This window comes from Mesotoga sp. UBA5825, from assembly GCF_002432955.1.
GTDB lineage: Bacteria > Thermotogota > Thermotogae > Petrotogales > Kosmotogaceae > Mesotoga.
Genome location: NZ_DJHG01000001.1, coordinates 1 through 17072, shown reverse-complemented (window position 1 = coordinate 17072; position 17072 = coordinate 1). Strand labels below are relative to the sequence as shown.

The 17072-nt window shown below is 48.8% G+C and carries 9 protein-coding genes and 1 pseudogene; 6 read left to right on the top strand and 4 right to left on the bottom strand.

All coding sequences use genetic code 11. From position 1 onward, the window contains the following. The 3 genes from B3N33_RS00050 to B3N33_RS13095 form a co-directional block, all read right to left on the bottom strand. The coding region (locus B3N33_RS00050; RefSeq protein WP_292591735.1) for a formylglycine-generating enzyme family protein at positions 1-937 on the bottom strand (937 nt) is incomplete at its 3' end. Between the two features lie 22 nt (positions 938-959). Continuing rightward, on the bottom strand, positions 960-3857 hold the full coding sequence (locus tag B3N33_RS00045) for a UvrD-helicase domain-containing protein (protein WP_214060972.1): 2898 nt from the start codon (positions 3855-3857) through the stop codon (positions 960-962). Next, the gene (locus tag B3N33_RS13095; RefSeq protein ID WP_422655885.1) at positions 3850-4896 is read right to left on the bottom strand and encodes a RecB family exonuclease; all 1047 of its coding nucleotides are present in this window, start codon (positions 4894-4896) and stop codon (positions 3850-3852) included. The genes B3N33_RS00045 and B3N33_RS13095 overlap by 8 nt, the downstream gene beginning before the upstream one ends. Before the next feature lie 2563 nt (positions 4897-7459). Here B3N33_RS13095 and B3N33_RS00035 point away from each other — a divergent pair. From B3N33_RS00035 to B3N33_RS00010, 6 genes and pseudogenes are all read left to right on the top strand, one after another. Beyond that, a complete protein-coding gene (locus tag B3N33_RS00035) occupies positions 7460-9256 on the top strand; it encodes an HsdM family class I SAM-dependent methyltransferase (RefSeq protein WP_292591731.1) in 1797 nt (598 codons plus the stop codon). A gap of 665 nt (positions 9257-9921) precedes the next feature. Next, entirely contained in the window at positions 9922-11649 is a 1728-nt protein-coding gene (locus tag B3N33_RS00030; protein WP_292589602.1) for a formylglycine-generating enzyme family protein, read from the top strand. Beyond that, positions 11646-13511 carry an HsdM family class I SAM-dependent methyltransferase gene (locus B3N33_RS00025; RefSeq protein ID WP_214060959.1) on the top strand — a complete coding sequence of 622 codons (1866 nt, stop codon included), beginning with the start codon at positions 11646-11648 and terminating at the stop codon, positions 13509-13511. Before B3N33_RS00030 ends, B3N33_RS00025 begins: the two co-directional genes overlap by 4 nt. Beyond that, positions 13504-14259: a hypothetical protein gene (locus B3N33_RS00020; protein ID WP_292591729.1), complete on the top strand. Its 756-nt coding sequence runs from the start codon at positions 13504-13506 to the stop codon at positions 14257-14259. Before B3N33_RS00025 ends, B3N33_RS00020 begins: the two co-directional genes overlap by 8 nt. A 432-nt stretch (positions 14260-14691) precedes the next feature. Beyond that, positions 14692-16431, top strand: a complete 1740-nt coding sequence (locus tag B3N33_RS00015; protein ID WP_214060961.1) for a DUF262 domain-containing protein — start codon at positions 14692-14694, stop codon at positions 16429-16431. Between the two features lie 41 nt (positions 16432-16472). Then, positions 16473-16712: pseudogene (locus B3N33_RS00010) on the top strand (hypothetical protein); the annotation flags it as partial. 52 nt (positions 16713-16764) lie between these two features. On the opposite strand, the gene B3N33_RS00005 reads toward B3N33_RS00010, so the two are convergent. Then, positions 16765-17072 (bottom strand): transposase (locus tag B3N33_RS00005; protein WP_292591728.1); only part of this gene is annotated, 308 nt, incomplete at its 5' end.

Here is a 17072-nt window from a genome sequence, read left to right as displayed (position 1 = left end):
CGCCCCTTGCCGCATACTCCCACTCTGCCTCAGTAGGCAGTCTGTATCCGCCAACCTTCGATACGTCGGTCGTTTGGTGCCCACTCGAGTCGAGCAAGTTGCCATCATCGTCATAAGCCTCCGGTAGGCCTGCACTTTTGCTGAGCCAGTTGCAGTACTCCACAGCGTCCCACCAAGTTACATTTATTACTGGGAAATTTCCTCTTCCACGGTTCTCGTCGGAAGGAGGGATCCTTCCCGTGGCTCCACAGAAGACATCGAATTCGGAAAACCTGACTTCGTATTTGCCTATCTGAAAGTCGTGTATGAATGTGACTTCGTGAACCGGTTTCTCGTCCATCAGCCCGTCGCCCCATGTGTCCCCCATTTTGAAGCTGCCTCTCTCGACGAGCACCAAGTCGGGGATCCGTCCGACTGGTATATCTGGCGACGCATCGTCCTGCCTTTCGTGTGTCTTTGAAAATGAATCGGCCTTTGCTTCGCGATATGACGCTCTGCAGATTCGAAAGCCCTCTCCATTGCGGATTTCGATCGGTGAAAGACTTCCTCTATGCGCTATCCTTGTCAGCTCGGCGGGCTTGAACCAGCAGCCGCCACGAATCGCCCGATCGAGCCCGCTAATGTTGTGAGGATTAGTCTGTTCGGAATCTGCATATGCGTTAAGACGGTCTGAGCACCACTCCCAAACGTTGCCGCTCATATCGTAAAGTCCAAGCTCATTTGGCATTTTCATTCCGACTTCGTGGGGAACGGGTTTTCGCTCGTCGGACACACTTTTGCGTTCTCCGGACCATGCCATTTCACTCAAATTGGTTGATGCGGCGCCGGAGTTTTCGTCGAACCAGGCAATGGAGTCCGGATCGTCGGAGCCGGAAAACTTGTGACCTCGGCTCTTTCTTCCGCCCCTTGCCGCATACTCCCATTCGGCCTCGCTCAGCAGCCCGTTCAGAAATTCTTCTTCAGATTTGTCCTGTTTGATGGATCACATGACTTTCGAGTCTGATTTCGAAGTCGCGAGTGTTTTCGAGGGTAACCGTCTCCGTATCTCCGCCCTTTAGATACAGAAGAGTCGCTGAAACGGGGTCGAGCGTGTTCTTCAATAGGTACAGGTAGAACTCCATCTGGAACCTGTGTCTGAGAAGCATTTCATCTCTCTTCTCGGCCAGCTTGAAGTCGACGATCTTCCAGCCTTCAGCCGTCTTGTAGAGTTTGTCGATTACGCCCGCCAGTATGAACTTTCCGAAGGCCCTTTCGAAGCGCACTTCGCTTCTACAAATCTCCGAGTTCTCGATTTCGCGAATTATGACGTGATTGCCAAGTCCCTTCAGTTGCTCGAGGATCTCCTTTGCCCTCTCGGGGGCCGCCGATCCTCTTGAAAGTTCAGGATCGTTAAGAATCTCATTCAGTCTCTTTCCCTTTGGTCTTCCAGCCGGGTTGCCGAGCTGTTCGAAGATCCTGTGAACGTAAAGCCCTTCTGCTGTTGAGGATCGCGAAGTCCTTTCGCTACTGTCGATCTCGAGAATCTCCTTCGGTTTTTCATCGAAGTCGAGCGTGGTGGGGGAGACGACTCTCCTGAATTTGAGATGATCGAAGAGCTTCATGTAATCTGCATCAGGGTCTTCCCACCTGGCATCTTCGCGCATTCTTTTCGAGCCTTCAGCAACTGGCGGGGCCTTCACAAATGTAACCAGGTTCTCGAGCTCTTCCTCAAGCTGTCCCGTTTCTTCGTTATAGAGACCAGCCGCTATCTGAGACAGCCAGCCGACCTTAGTTTCGTCTTTCTTCTTATTCAGCTCCTTCTCCATGGCCTCTTTGTCGACATTCATCACAAGAATTTCCCGGGGTCTTGTCAGGGCCACATAGAGGGTTCTCTTCTCTTCTTCGACCTGTTTTCTCAGATCTGCTCTGTAAAACATGTCGAGCCCCTCATTCGTCAGTTCCGTGTTGTAAAGAGTGAAGGTTTTCGTGGCAGTGTCGAAGAGCAATGAAGGGGTATCTTTCCTCGGATTCTCTGACATCTCGGCAACGATCACAACGGGAAATTCCAGCCCCTTTGCCTGGTGGACTGTCATTATCTTCACGCTGTCGCTCTTTTCGTTCTCCAGAGCCGCCTCACCCTCATCTGCCTCTTCGGAATACAATTTGATGTTCCTCGAAAACTCCCTCAAGCTTATCCCGAGAGAGTCGAGCTGCTTGGATATTTGAAGGAATTTGATCACGTTGGCCAGACACTGCTCGGGCATTGCAAGGAGCGTCATCTTCGGAAGGTAGTCCGTCTCTCCGACGAAGGAGTCGAGGATCTCTCCCGGCTTCAAAAGTCTCGCCAGGCGCGAATACCTTGTTATGATCGTGCGAAGATCGGAGAAGGATTCATCTTCGCTCCTCATAATGCAGTCATAGAAGTGGCTGTATTTCTCCTTGAGTCTAGCGGCAGCCTGCAGCGTGCCTCCCCATGCGGGAGAAAGGAAGAATGACAGAAAGGCCCTGTCGTCTGCGGGATTGCCGAGAAAACTCACGAATGCAATCAGCCCGGCTATCTCGGGCCTCTGGAAAAACTTTCTGGAGCCGACCGTATAGTAAGGAATCCCGTTTGATTCAAGCGCTTCCTGATACTGCTCGACGTTCTTGAACTTCCTGAGGAGTATGGCTATGTCCCCTGGCCGTATCTTGCGCGTTACAATAGCTTTTCCCTCTCTGAAATCTAGATCCTCATCCAGAAGCGAACGTATGTAGGCAGCTACGGGTCCTGCGTGGTCTTTATCTTTGCTTTCAAGTATTCTTACCCTCTTTTCTCTCTTGTCACCGTGAGGCTCCAGGGCCTCCACATCTTTGCCGTACTTCGATGCAAATGCCTCAAGCATTGGGTTGCTCATCACTTTCTTGAAGAATATGTTGTGGAACTTCACGATCTCCGGATGCGACCTGTACGATTTTCCCAGAGTGTCCGTAGCGTTGGCCTTTTCTTCGAATTGTTTTCTTGTAAGATTGAAGATCTCGACGTTGGCTCCCCTGAACCGGTATATCGACTGCTTGTCGTCCCCGACGAAAAGCACCTTCACATTCCCCGAAGCCGTCAACTTGCTGATTATTTCTGCCTGAAGCTCGTCCGTATCCTGAAACTCGTCTACGAGAATGTACTTGAACCTCTTGGAATAACCCTCTGCTATTTCGGTATTGTCGTTCAGCATCTTCCTCGTTTCTTCTAGCAACTGCTCGAAGTCGAGCTGGGCCTTCTTCAAAGTCAGTTCCTCGTATTCACTGTTGAGCTTTCTGAATGCTTCGTGGCAGACGGCTGTCGCTTTCGATATTTTCTCGGCGGTCTCTTCCTTATCTTTGTTATCATTGGGGCTGTAAAGATACATGTTGTGTCTCTGCTTGGAGAGGCACTCTTCAAGAATCTTGTGAGTTTTGTCCAGGCCGAAGATGTTTATCATTTCGTCAAGAGAATCCAGATTGTGCGAGAAGAACCTTCCCAGGGCCTGAAGTTCGAGTATCTTCTTTGTTCCGGTAATGATCGAGAATCCAGGATCTAGATCGGAATTCGTATTCAGAATGGACTCTCTGAGGATTCTCGCGCAGAAGGAGTGGATTGTCGAGATCCAGGCGTGCATGACCCTTGAATTGATCTCTTTCCATCTCACCCGCTCGCTTTCGCTGGCTGCTTCGTCTATCTGCTCCCGTATCGCTTTCGCAACTCTCTCCTTCATCTCAGCAGCGGCCTTTTCAGTGAAGGTAATCGCCAGGATGTTTTCGATACCCAGCTTTTCGTCGGAGCGAAGAATCTCTATGTATTCCTCCACCAGCCTGTAAGTCTTGCCAGTGCCTGCAGAAGCGGAGATGAATGTGTTCTTATCCATCGGTTGGCACACCCTTCTGTCTCCATTTCAGAAGATCGCAGATTTCCCTGAAGTCACAGAGGAAACAGCCTTTAGGTTCTTCATTTTTCCGTGTCTCGGCTGAAAACTCCCCTGACGCAATGCTATCGACCACTCCTTCGATTGCCTCGACCAATTCGGCATCTGTTATCCTCCCGCTTTCAGCCGGATCATATGTTAGGAAATTCAAGTTTTTGCGGAATCTCCAGACCCTCTCGCCGTCCTCATACTCCACGCCAAAGGGTTTGCTCTTGGTCTTGCCCTTAATCAGTCGGAATTCTCCACCATTTACATATCGGCCTTCATTCGAAAATGCTTGTTCAACGGCCATAGAGTATATGATAAGCTGTTCAGGAACAGCCGAACTCGAACTTGTGCCGCTCTTGTAATCTATTATGAATAGGTTCTCGTTCTCCAGCATATCTATCCTGTCAATAAAACCCCGAAAGCAGATCTTGTTGGTTAGATGAAGTGAAGAATCCTCTGAATCATCAAAGCCAAATGCGAATTCTGTATGAAGAACACGCTCACCCAATTCGCTGCTTCTTATCCTATCAAACTCTAGATAATCCTCAAGGTCTCTCAGCATCTGATCGAAGCGTCTCTTGAAAAGCGATTTGTTCACGCTGCCGGAATATCTCTTTAGGTGGTTCTCGAGGCTTTGATCTAGTGGGACCCCCCTTCCGAGGTGGTCGCTGAGAACGGCATGAAAAACGCTTCCCGCATCCATGTATGAAAGCTCGAGTATCTCCTCCGGAACAGGCTGTAACCCAAGCACATAGTTCAAGAAATACTTGAATTTGCACTTGCAGTAGGTCCCGATCGTAGAGAAGCTTATGCATTTCTTCGTCAGCTCCTCGACTGCCTTCACGCCGGGGACCTTGAAGGAAAAGTTGTCTGTAATCGAGCTCAGATTCTTCTCCAGAGTTGCGACCGTTTCCGAGTCTTTATGTCTCTCCCACTCATCGGGGGTCTCCTTGAATATACTGGCTATCGAAAGCCTGTAGTCGGCCTGGCTCATAGCCTCCGACGGCGAGGGCACGAGATCGGTGCGTTTCCCTTCCACACGGCCATACGGTCTGGGCTCGGATTTGCCGAATGCCCGAAGAATCGATCCTTCATAAGGAGACTTCATCAACACGTTCCCATCGACCGTGGAATTCGAGAAAGTAATGCAGAGCCTCTCTTGTGCGCCGCTTATCGCCAGAAAAAGACCCAGCTTCTGCCTGTTCTCCTGAATGCCCAGAATGTCCTTGGCTCTGGGCTCGGAGTACTGAGCGCCCGCATAAAGTGGATTGAGAGACAGAACCGGGTAATTGCCCTCGTTGAATCCCATGAAGTACTTGACCTTCTTCGAAGTGTATCGGGAGTCGATCAGTGAGAGGACTTCAACTCCACCGCCCATGTCGGACTCGCCCCGCAGAGCTTCTCCTTCCAGATACTTAATGAGAGACTTGTAGTATTTTTCCGGATCGTACTCGGTGATTTCCATAGCTTCGAGAATCCCGGCGTGTGAAGGAACGGCTCTTTCAACGAATTGATCCACGCAGGCAATGTTTTCAGATGCGAATGTCATTTCCTCGCTTCCCGAAAGCTCTCTCAATCCAAGCCTCTTTTCGCAGATTCTGAAGAAGTCTTCGTATTTCAAGACAGACATCGCCACATTTCTCTCTATACTCTTCAGAAGTGAAAAAACCCTTCTGACAGCGGGCTTTGCAATAACGTCTATGAACCGGATCTCATCTTTAATCTCCTGGATTTGGGACAGAGCAGAGAAGTCCTCATCGAGATCGTCGTTGGAGGTCAGACTCTCGGCCTTCGCACCGAGAAAACGTTTGTAGTTGTCGAGCTTCTCCAGCCAAACCTTTTTTGCACCCTCCGCAGTGGCGGCAGATGTATCGTACAGCAGACCGGCCGAAGCCGCCACCTTCTCGAAGAGGACCGCATCGATCGCTTTCTCGGGAGAACTATCACCGTTTCCGGCATCTATCATTTCGAGGATTCCCGAAGGTTCGAAAGAATCGGATACCACTTCAAGCGGAAGTAGAAGGGTCTGGACGCTCTTCGATTCTAGCAAGGAAACCGAATTCTTGCTCACTGCAGGGATCCCGAAATCGTTCAGCGATTTCTTCAATACCCTCCAGTAATCTTTATTGGGAATCACTATCTCGATCTCTTCCGGCTCCAGTCTTTCCTTCGCTATCGCTCTTTTCACTTCCCTGGCGACAAAGTCGACCTCTCCGTACAGATCGTTGCACTCGACAATTTCCGCGCTTTCACACCCGGCGTCGTTCAATTCTTCCCGATCCGAAAACAAGATCTCCTTTACTTTCGAAAGCGGTCCGCTTTCGCTTAGATCCACATCGATCGTCTCGAAGTCAGAGCCCTCGAAGAGATCGGAAACGGTCTGACTCTCCCTGAACAGATTCCTTCTATCACTGTCTNNCATGAGAGATAGACCTCGTCGAAACAACGCATAATATTGCTCATAAAAGCCCTGGTTGCCGGGCTGAAATCGTAGAAGCCGTCTATGAATAGGGTCTTTCCGAAATCGCTTTTTTCGAGAATTGCTTGCTCTGCGGCCAGTCTCAGTGCATCGTAGGAATCGAAAAGCTTCCTCTCTTCGAAGTGTTCTTGAAGCTCTCGGTAAACTTCCTTCAGAACCTTTGGAACGGCATCTTCCCTACCGAAAGCCATCTCGAAATTACCGAGATTCTCCTTCAAGACGACGATCGCCTCATGAAAGTAAGCCGTAGCCTTTTCTGACGGATAGTAATTCTTGATCTTTTCGAAGGCCTTCGCGATCTCTATTCGTTCGCCTCTTTCGGGAACAGCCGTGCGATCCGGAAACATCTCCCCCGCGATCTTCAGAGCCAGAGATCGATCCGTAAGGAACTGCCCGGCGGCAATTGACAGCCCTCTCTTCAACATGGCATCTTCTATAGTTCGCAGAAAGAATGAAGAGGGTCCGACAAAGAGAAACGAGAAGGGATCCGCGCTGTAGTTTTCCTGGAGTTTCTGCAGCAAGTAATCGCTTCTTCTTCTGCCTTCTTTTCCACAGACAAGAATACCTTTCAAGAACTGCCCCCCAAATAAAGATCTCAACTTTACTACCATTGTACAGTTTTCGATTACGTAAACAAAGCGTTTCTCACTCCTGATATAATTAAATAAAGTGGCTTGCCGTTACCTTTATAAACATCATTCGCCGATGCTATACACTCCAGAGAAACTCGCTTCGAAGAAAACATTCCAGACCTGGAGCAATGTTGTTGCCTTTGTCTTTCAGGCAGGCCTTACTTCCGACAATGGTTCCGGATTGAACTCCAGACGATCGTTCTCTACTCATATAGACCTACAATTCTCGATGCACGTACTAATAAGTCAGACTGACGCCGACGCGCATCCTGGACTTGAATACACTTCGGGCCAATGGTCTGGTTTCTTTCGGCCTTCTGGAGTTGCCGATTGCAGGAAAAGTGAATCGCAGGGGAAGACGTTCAGGAGAAGGGAGTGGAGTCAAGGTTAATAGAGTCATTGTAAGCGTTCCTGATCTGCACAACAAAAATAGAAGGAGGCCCGGCATGGATCTTGAAAGCTTTGCGAGAGATTACATTTATTTGCTGTTCAAATTGAGAGAGCAAGACCGAAGCCTTTCGGAAAGGGCTATCGAGTACTTCTGGACGAACATGCTGCTGAGAAAACAGTCTTTCCGCGACAATTTCGCAGATGTCTTCGAAGAGTTCGCTCTTTTCGGCAAGAGCGGAATTAATAGGGCGGTGCTGATAGAGAAGGCGTTGAAAGAGATGATCAGCAGGTATCCGAGGTACAGATTCATCGAGTACGAGGGAAAATACGTATGGATCTTTAGAGAAGGTCCGGAACTGCTTCAAAAGGCATGCACTTACGCCGACTCGTTCGTGGATCGACTGGCGATGGTAGATATCTTCAACAAGAGTGGCTCTCTTTACGAGGCCTTGCTCTCGGTATCCATGGAATCCGATTTGCTGGAAGGAGATTCGGCAGCACCCCCGCAGGTAATCGATTCGATGGTCGAATTGCTGGATGTCCGTCATGGGATGAGCATCTACGATCCTGCAACCGGGTTCGGCAGGATCCTTTACGGCATCTTCAAGAACAACCCCCGAGAGGAGCTCGAATACGCGGGCCTCGAGACAGATCCGTATAAGCACAGGATCGGAAAGATCGCCTTGATTCTTCTCGGGCTGAACGCGGTGAATCTTAAGCAAGGAGATCCGCTAATCAGGCCGGAAGACTATTCGCTCCTGTCGAATTCACAATACGACAGGGTGATAATCGAACCGCCATCCAGCGAAAGGATTCTCTCTTATAGAATCAAGACCGGGTATTTGACAAGAGACAACCTGGAGGTATCCAAAGTTCCGGGAAGTCAGTGGAGCTACATTCGACGCGGCATCGAATGCCTCAAGCCAACCGGAAAAATGGTGAGCCTCATAGAGACTCGAGAACTGGGAAAGCCGGCGCAAGAGATAATCGACAACGACTGGCTGGAGGCAGTGATAGAGCTTCCGGTGGGCAGGGGCAATCTCCTTCGAAGAGAGACGAGCATTCTCGTAATAAACAAATCAAAGCCCGATCAGAGAAAGGGAAAAGTGCTGCTGGTGCCCGAATCGGAGAGACGGATCGACTGGTTCGATATACGGAACCCCATCGAATGGCCGTCGAAAATCACAAAGCAGTACAGAGAATGGCTATCGGAACCGAATCGAAGCGGTATAGTCTCGATTCAGACGATAGCGGCAAACGGGTACACGCTGAAACCGCGTGATTACGCGATATCTGCGGGTTTATCCGGGAGAAAGGATGTAAGCTATGAAGAGCTGATCAATGCCCCGATGATCGAACTCAAAGAGATTGGCGAGTTCATTGTCGGCAGAAGCCATGGATGGATCGATTACGACCGTGAGGACAGAATGATCTCGAAGACTCCGCTTCATGGCGATGAAATATCAGATAGTATCTATCTTCTGGACAGAGTGGCGACCGATGCGCAAGGCTTAATAGACTTGAGCCGCTCGACTAGGCATAGCGGGAGTTTGGTGGAAGTCGAAGAATCCAGTGCTCTGAGAAAGTCTGACATTGTAATCTGCGTTGAACCTGGATCCTGCGGAGTAGGCATTGTGGGAGATATCGCTGACGATCAGGTGGTGTTGCTTCCGGGAGACTGTATCGCGCTGAGAGTAAGGGAAGAGTACGATCCCTTTGAAGTGCTCAGGATTCTGCGAAGCGATTATGGGAAGTACTCTATCCATAAGGCAAAGATAGACATTTTCTTTAGCGGCGGGAGACTCACTGCACTGGAAGAGATTAGGATACCGGATATCGTCAGTAAGAAGTGAAGAATTGGTGGACACTCTAGTTGGAAGTTCCCGCTTACACTTGGGGTAGAGTCGATCGGCCCCACATCCACAGCTCCAGTACTGTGAGACTGTTCGAATTCCATGAGGGGACGCTCTCTCCAAGAAGAGAGACGAGTTATGCCGGTCATCCGCGCCAATTAAGCGAACATATCGTAATGAATATACGATAATTATAGATATAATGCCGTAACTTACTAGTCTTGACGTTGCTGTATAATTAACTTGTGTTGACTAGACAATCCGTACCGACAAGATGTGAATCTGTTCCGCTTCTTGATTACCGTTTAATCGAGATCTCCAATGGTGATCATACCCTATCGAAATCAAATACGTGTATAGAATGTAGAAAACACAGACATCATGTATTCTTGAGTCGACTTTCAGAGTCCAAATCCCACACGAACATCTCTGTTCGCCGTTCTATCGAACCGGTGCTGTTTTTCTTGTAGCTTATTGAGCATCGGATATTCCGAACAACAATTTCACTCAGCTCCGCAAAATATCTACCCATAAGACATTCTCTCGTTTCCGATCCAGTGACAATCCCATTGTGCGGTTGTAGTGAGGTCAGAAAATACAATCGCCCGGTAATCCGGGTAGCGATTTCGATCGCGAAAAAATCATAAGGAGGAGTGGTTAGTTTGATGACGGAAATACCGTCAATGGAAATGCCGGAATGGATCAGAAACCCCGGGGAGTTCGACATAAGGAATATTCTTCAGGACTCTCTCTGCTACCTGGCAAGCGGCCTTCACGGTCATTTTGTCAAATGCTACATGGGAAACGCTTACAGCTTCGTGTACATCGACTACTACATAAGCCGAGAAGACCTGCTGCAGGATATGGCCGAATACGGCTTCACAGGTTACAGGCCTATCTTGCATGAAACGATAGACCCGTACAGACTCCATCCCGGTGGATGGGACGCGCTGATTTGGTATTACCGCGACGACGATCCGCGGAGAGAGGGGAGGTTCGATCACTTCCGTGAAGACCGCGAGAGAGCTTACTTCGCAGGACATCGAGAGATTCTGAATACTTCGTGGAAGAAGGTTCTACCTGCCGAGGGAGACGGAAACCCTAATTCGTGGCGTGAAATTCAGAAAGAGCCGTTCGCCGAATGGTTCATCTTCGAGAGGACCGAGGAGTACGACGAAACACACAACCCGAAACGCTTTTCCTTCTTCTTTCTAAACACCGAGGCGGTTGCAACCTACCAGGCGCTTTACCTGGAAAACAGGATAGCTCCAAAATTCCTCGTAATCCCGCAATACGGCTTCGGGATGAACTGGACGGAGTTCGGCGTCAGAGAGAGCATACTCGGCAGGTCTATCTTCTATCCAGATCATCCCCTACCGGAGTACATCGTGGGCATGTCCGGTTTTACGAACCCCTGGCCCGAATACACGCACAGGGTAAAGAAGTACTTCAACGGGTTTAACTTCTGCGTCACTATCTGGAAATTCTCGGGAGACCCCGCAAGGCTCAACCCACCTGTCATTGAGCGGAGTGGGGTAAAGCAATTAATCAAGAATAAAGAAAATGTAGATATCAATCTGCCGGTCATTGAGCAGAGAGAGCCCGCCCTTCACAGGTCCCCGGAAAACGAACTCGTCTTTGTCGAGAAGGGCGAGTTCGAGATGAGCGAGGTATGGGAGGGAGAAAACGGAAAAGAGCGGAAGACCCTCTATGTGATACTTAGCTATGATTTCTATATCGGCCAGTACCCCGTCACGTGTCAGGAGTACTCGAGGTTCTGCAGGGAAACGGGCACAGAAGAATTCATAGATAGATACTTCCCGAATGTCAGAAAGCCGGCCGTGCGTGTGAACTGGTTCGAAGCCATCGCTTACTGCAACTGGTTGAGCGAAAAGGAAGGCCTGCCCCCGGCGTACGATGAATTGGGAAAACTGCTTGATTGCGACGGCTCATACACGACCGACTTAAGAAGAGTTGCCGGCTACAGGTTGCCGACCGAGGCAGAATGGGAATACGCGGCCAGGGGAGGCCAAAAGAGCAAAGGATACGTCTTCGCCGGGAGTAACGACGTCGATGAGGTCGCCTGGTATATCGGAAACTCATCCGACAGAACTCGAGAGGTCGGGTTGAAGAGCCCGAACGAACTCGGGCTTTACGATATGTCCGGCAACGTCTGGGAACTGTGCAGCGACAACAGCGACAGATACTCGGAGGGACTGGAGATAAACCCGTATGGGGAAACAGATCAATGGAAGGTTCTTCGTGGCGGAAGCGCAGTTGACCATCCTTTAACAGTGGCAGTTTCGTTCCGTAACATTGGTGTAGTAACTGAAGACTCGATGATCGGCTTCCGAATTGCGAAGACAGTGCCGGTCGACGAGGGTGAGCAATGATGGGCCTTCCAGGTAGCGTGCAGAACTTCATGTATCTTCTTTCCAAACTCGGTCAGCGGAACCGGCTGCTTTCGGAAAAGGCGATAGAGTATTTCTGGACCTCGATGCTGCTCAAGAGACTCTCGCAGAACGTCAAATTCAGTGACGTATTCTGGAGGTACGTTTTCTTCGGAAAGAGCGGACAGGAGAGGGCCGATCTCATGGAGAGCGCAATATCCGAACTCATCGTCGAGCATCCCGAATTTTCCTTCATGGACTTCAAGGGAGAAATGAGCGCGGCCTTCAAAGAAGACTCGCCGCTCTTCCACAGAACCTGTGCTTTTGCCGACGGCATGATTGACGAACTCTCAGTAAGGGACATAGATCTGTTGACAGATCCCCTGTATAGGGGCATGTTCACCATTGCGATCGATTCCAATCTTCTCTATTCGGACATGATAGTTCCGATGGAAATCCTCGAGATGATGGTCGATCTGCTCGAGATCGAACCAGGAATGACAGTTTACGACCCCGCTTTCGGTTATGGACGGGCCTTCTACACGATCTTCAAGAGAGAAGGCTTCGATTACACTTCCTTCGCCGGTCTTGAAATCGAACCGAGAAAATGGCGGCTCACAAAGATTATCCTTTCTCTTTTCGGGATCGACGTCTCTATGCTCGTAAGGGGTGATTCGCTCATGAAGCCGTCGAAAGAGACTCTCTATGTGGAAGAACGCTACGACAGGGTGATTATCGAGCCTCCTACAGGCGAGCGCATGGTTTTGCAGGAGCTGAAGACTGACTTCTTTCTCCGAAACATTCTAGATATCTCATCCGGTCTCATCAGCCAGTGGGATTTCATAACCCACGGAATGCGCTCGATGAAGGATGACGGGAAGCTCGTGACGCTGATCACGAGTGGAGCACTGAGAGAAGGAAACAAGGAAATCATAGACAACGACTGGCTTGAAGCCGTAGTACAACTACCCCTTGGAGCCGTTCACGGCGGAGACGACGACTGCTGCTTGATGGTCCTTAACAAGGCAAAGCCCACCAGAAGGAAAGGGCAGGTCTTCATGGCGGTGTCCAAGAGCGACGGCAGAGAGCCTTTCTGCTTCGAAGTGAGGGAGGAGAATCTCCCGCTGGATTCAGTGATGAGAAACTTCAAGGACTGGAAAGGCGAAAGTGGAGTTTGCGCGCTACTTCCTATAAGTACGATAAAGCAGAGCGGCTATTCTCTGGTTCCGGCCGATTACCCGATAATACCTGTAGAGATAGACCAGTTGCCCGAGGATTACGAGACGTTTCTCACTTCCCCGACAGTCGAACTGGGTTCCATCGGTGAGTTCTTTGAATCCAACCGTGTGCGTAATTCTTGGAGAGCCGACCTGCTTGAAGATAATGAAGCCGATGGAAAAAGGTACGACGGCAAGGTCTACAAATACCCTCGTCTGGAGGTCGATGACAACGGCATCGTACAGTTTAGTTCTCTCGAGGAGTATGAAGGAGATCTCGCAAAGGCGGCCGAAAAAGCGCTTCTACGAAAGAACGACATCATATTCAACAAAAGAAACGACATATCTACCGTGGGGCTGGTAGCCGACATCCCTTCAGACGCTTCGATACTGCCCTCAGGCAATCTCATAGTCTTCAGAGTCACCGGCGACTACGATCCTATAAAGGTCTTCGACATTCTCAGGGGCGACTACGGCCAGTTTCTAGTTAGAGAAGCCACAAAGCACCTTTTCATGGAGTTTCTGCCCCTGCGTATAATTCAGGCCCTGAGGCTCCCGGTCGAGGCAATCAGGGCACAAAGATCTGAAGAGACCGGATTTCCGTATAAAGACATTTCGAAAGGCGAAGGGAGTGATTCGGATGTTTGAAGAAGTGACGAAGGCCGAAATGCCCGACTGGATAAAGAACCCGGTGAAATTCGACATTCATGACGTACTGAAAGACTCCCTATACTATCCGGCCTGCGGCCACGACGGACACCCCGTCGAGTACTTTCTGGGAAATGTCTACAGCTTCGTATATGTAGACTACTCCATAAGCAGGGAGAACTTGCTCGAAGAAGTCGCCAACAATGGATTCAGGGGGTACAGAGTCCTCCGTCAGCTTTCATTGAGCGAAGGCCAGCTCGCGCCGAACGGCTGGAGGATCAGGGTCGCCCCGGACCGTGGGGAATTCCACCGCCCCGACCATTATTCGGATGTGTTCGAGAAGCCCTTCGCCGAATGGTTCATCTTCGAGAGGACCGAGGAGTACGGTGAAGACCATAATCCTTCCAGATTCTCGCTGCTGTTCATATGTGCGGACGGTGCCGCAGCTTATCAGGCGCTTTATCTAGAAAACAGAATGGCCCCTAAGATTCTGGCCATAATCCAGCCGGGGGAAGCCTTCGGCTGCAACTGGACAAACTTCACGAACAGAGGTCAGATACTCGCGCGATCGGTTTTCTACAAGGACAACCCTCTTCCCGAATATGTCATAAACGGAGGCATAGGCCGCAGCGAGTTTTACAGAGCCCCCATCTGGCCGGAATACATGGAGTTTGTCAAGAGATTCAACATAGGTGCAAAGTACTTCAGGATATGGAAGAGATCTGTAGGTGCCGTAAGAGATCTGTAAGAGTCAGGTTGAGTTGCCAATGAAAGTGAAAAACACTTCAGAATGAAAAATCATGTATCTTAACAACAAATAGTAGAAACATTAGTAATTGAAGTAAGTAACTGGTTAATACACATAACCTTAATGATTTTCTTTTTCTACATCTCTTGTGATAGCATGTTGTTGGATGTCCTTTATGGTATTAGGTTTATTCAATGGTTGCTCCATTGAATGTTGTGGTAGTTTTTTGAAACAGCGGAAAACCGTTTCTCAACAGTTGATATAAACGCAACGTAAAAAACGGAGTCTGTCACGAAAAAGTGTGAAAGGCCGCCCTAATGCAAGACCTACTGACCGGTAAGGTGCGGGTAACCCCACTAATGGAGAACATGGAGGGCAAAGCATCATCACGATCAATATCACGATCAATATAATGAAGAAGGGAGGTCTTCCATGCCTGTAAGAGAGATCAAGAGCAAGAAAATTCTAGTGAAAGACATCTTTTCAACCATGTGGTTTCGCATACCCGAATACCAGCGGCCCTATATCTGGGGGAAAGATGAGATTAATGAATTGCTGGATGATATTACATTTGCTCAGAGAGAAAAACCAAATCAAGAGTATTTTCTTGGGTCCTTTGTGTTTCAGGCAAAACGCGCGGGGACAATGCCTGACCTACAATGTGATGAGAATGACCTGCTCGATGGTCAGCAGCGCATGACCACGCTTTTAATGATTTTTGCCTGTATTCGGGATGTGTGTGACGATGACGATGTACAAGAGACCTGTATCAGCTCGATCTTTCAAAGGGGTAATGCAATTAGAAGGATTCCTGAACGCACCAGGATAACCTTTGCTATCAGGGCCACGGTGCAGGAGTTTGTGGATACCTATGTCAAACAAGAGGGAGGCACTTTGAGAACGGACGAGTTAAGCGAAATTGCACAAACCAGAGAAGATCCTTCCTTAAGAAACATGGCGTCCGCTATTCTGGAGATAAAGAAGTACCTCAACGACAACAACGTTAACCTGATCGATTTTCTCACCTTTCTGTCGAATAATGTGCTTTTGATTTATGTAGCAACCGAAGATCTGGATGATGCCTTCCGCCTTTTTACCATTTTAAATGATCGCGGAGTTCCACTTCGGAACAGCGATATTCTGAAATCCCAGAATCTGGGTGCGCTTCAGACAGCTGCTGATAAAGAGAGATACGCAAAGCTGTGGGAAGAAACTGAGGGCGAATTAGGGGATGACTTTGATCGGTTCCTTAATTATATCCGAACCATACTGGTAAAAGAAAAAGCTAGGTTAAGCCTGCTGGATGAGTTTGAAAACAAGATTTACAACCCCAAAGAGAGAGACAAGACCACTGGTCAACCAAAACCGGCATTGCTCAAAAAGGGAAAAGAGACCTTTGAGTTGATTGAACGCTATCTGAAGGTCTTCAATACGCTGTTTGAAAACGATAACTACAACCACACGGGCAATACCTTTCGCTTCGATAATTTGTTGAAAGTGATGTTGAACGGCCTTCCTTCTACCGATTGGGTGCCGCCCCTGTTAAGGTATCATGAGAAATTTGGCTACACCCAGATCATGGCGTTTCTTGAGCTGCTGGATAACAAATTCAGCGCCGACTGGATTGTGCAATACACACCAACAATACGTATTGAAAACATGAACCAGTTAATCAGGATTATCGAAAACGCTGATACCGCTGATGAGATACTCGGCAATGCTGCCTTCGGTTTTGATGAAGTTTCATTTGTGCGGGCCATAGAATCGGCTGTATATGGCAGAAGCTTCACTCGCTACCTGCTGCTTAAGTTGGATTTTCTCTATCACGATGATAGCCATAAAATGAATATCGAAACGCTTTCTATAGAGCATATTCTGCCGCAGCACCCTGCTGGTAATAGCCAGTGGAAAAAGGACTTTACAGACGAACAGCGGAGAGAATGGACTGACAGGCTTGGAAACCTTGTTTTGATTTCAACCCGAAAGAATACCTCGCAGGGCAGGCTTGATTATATAGAGAAGAAAACTAGGTATTTTGAGAAGCGCATCAGCACCTGCCCAAACTCGCTTCGTGTCTTAAATGGTTTCAATACATGGACGCTCAGCGATTTGAAGCAAAATCATTCTGATGTATTAGGTGTATTAAAAAAACACTATGGGATTACGCCATGAAAACAAATGATGGTGCATAAAGGCTCGATGAGCGCAACTATGTGGAAAAACCACTACTCGATCAGCTTTCCGGTCTTGGCTGGGAGATTATCGACCTGACTGACGAGAGGCAGACCCCGGCACATACCTTCCGCGACAATTTCACTGAAGTGGTTATGCCTATGGTGCTTCGTGAGCAGCTCAAAGTGATCAATCCATGGCTAGAAGATGACCAGGTTGAAGAAGTCGCCAAGCAGTTGACGGCAAATTTTCCAGGAACGGGACTTATTGAGAACAATAAGTAGGGCTTCCTGAAAAACTGCTACCTTGTTCCAGTTAAAGAGGTCGTCATGTTCAAGAGAGTAGTAGTTGACTCACAATATGTGGATTTTGACGTAGAACACCCTCGAAATTGCTCCGAATTCCTCCGATTTCTCCCCAGAATAGCCATCGGAAAAATGAAAAAAATAAGCCCCTCAACCAGCGGGCAAGGTTCATTGCAATCATCGCAAAAGCGATCATGGTTTCGCTTGTTTCTTTCAGCTTTCCCCGGATAAGCCCCAGTCCATATTTCCGCTTTCCTTCTCCAATCTTGCCTTCAACTGCGTTCCTCACTCTTGCATCTTGTATCATGATCTTTCTCTCTTCTTTCTGTATCTGTG

Excerpts from the sequence above, each read along its gene's own strand:
- B3N33_RS00045 (WP_214060972.1), bottom strand. The coding sequence starts at position 3,857 with ATGGATAAGAACACATTCATCTCCGCTTCTGCAGGCACTGGCAAGACT.
- B3N33_RS13095 (WP_422655885.1), bottom strand. The coding sequence starts at position 4,896 with ATGAGCCAGGCCGACTACAGGCTTTCGATAGCCAGTATATTCAAGGAG.
- B3N33_RS00035 (WP_292591731.1), top strand. The coding sequence starts at position 7,460 with ATGGATCTTGAAAGCTTTGCGAGAGATTACATTTATTTGCTGTTCAAA.
- B3N33_RS00030 (WP_292589602.1), top strand. The coding sequence starts at position 9,922 with ATGACGGAAATACCGTCAATGGAAATGCCGGAATGGATCAGAAACCCC.
- B3N33_RS00025 (WP_214060959.1), top strand. The coding sequence starts at position 11,646 with ATGATGGGCCTTCCAGGTAGCGTGCAGAACTTCATGTATCTTCTTTCC.
- B3N33_RS00020 (WP_292591729.1), top strand. The coding sequence starts at position 13,504 with ATGTTTGAAGAAGTGACGAAGGCCGAAATGCCCGACTGGATAAAGAAC.
- B3N33_RS00015 (WP_214060961.1), top strand. The coding sequence starts at position 14,692 with ATGCCTGTAAGAGAGATCAAGAGCAAGAAAATTCTAGTGAAAGACATC.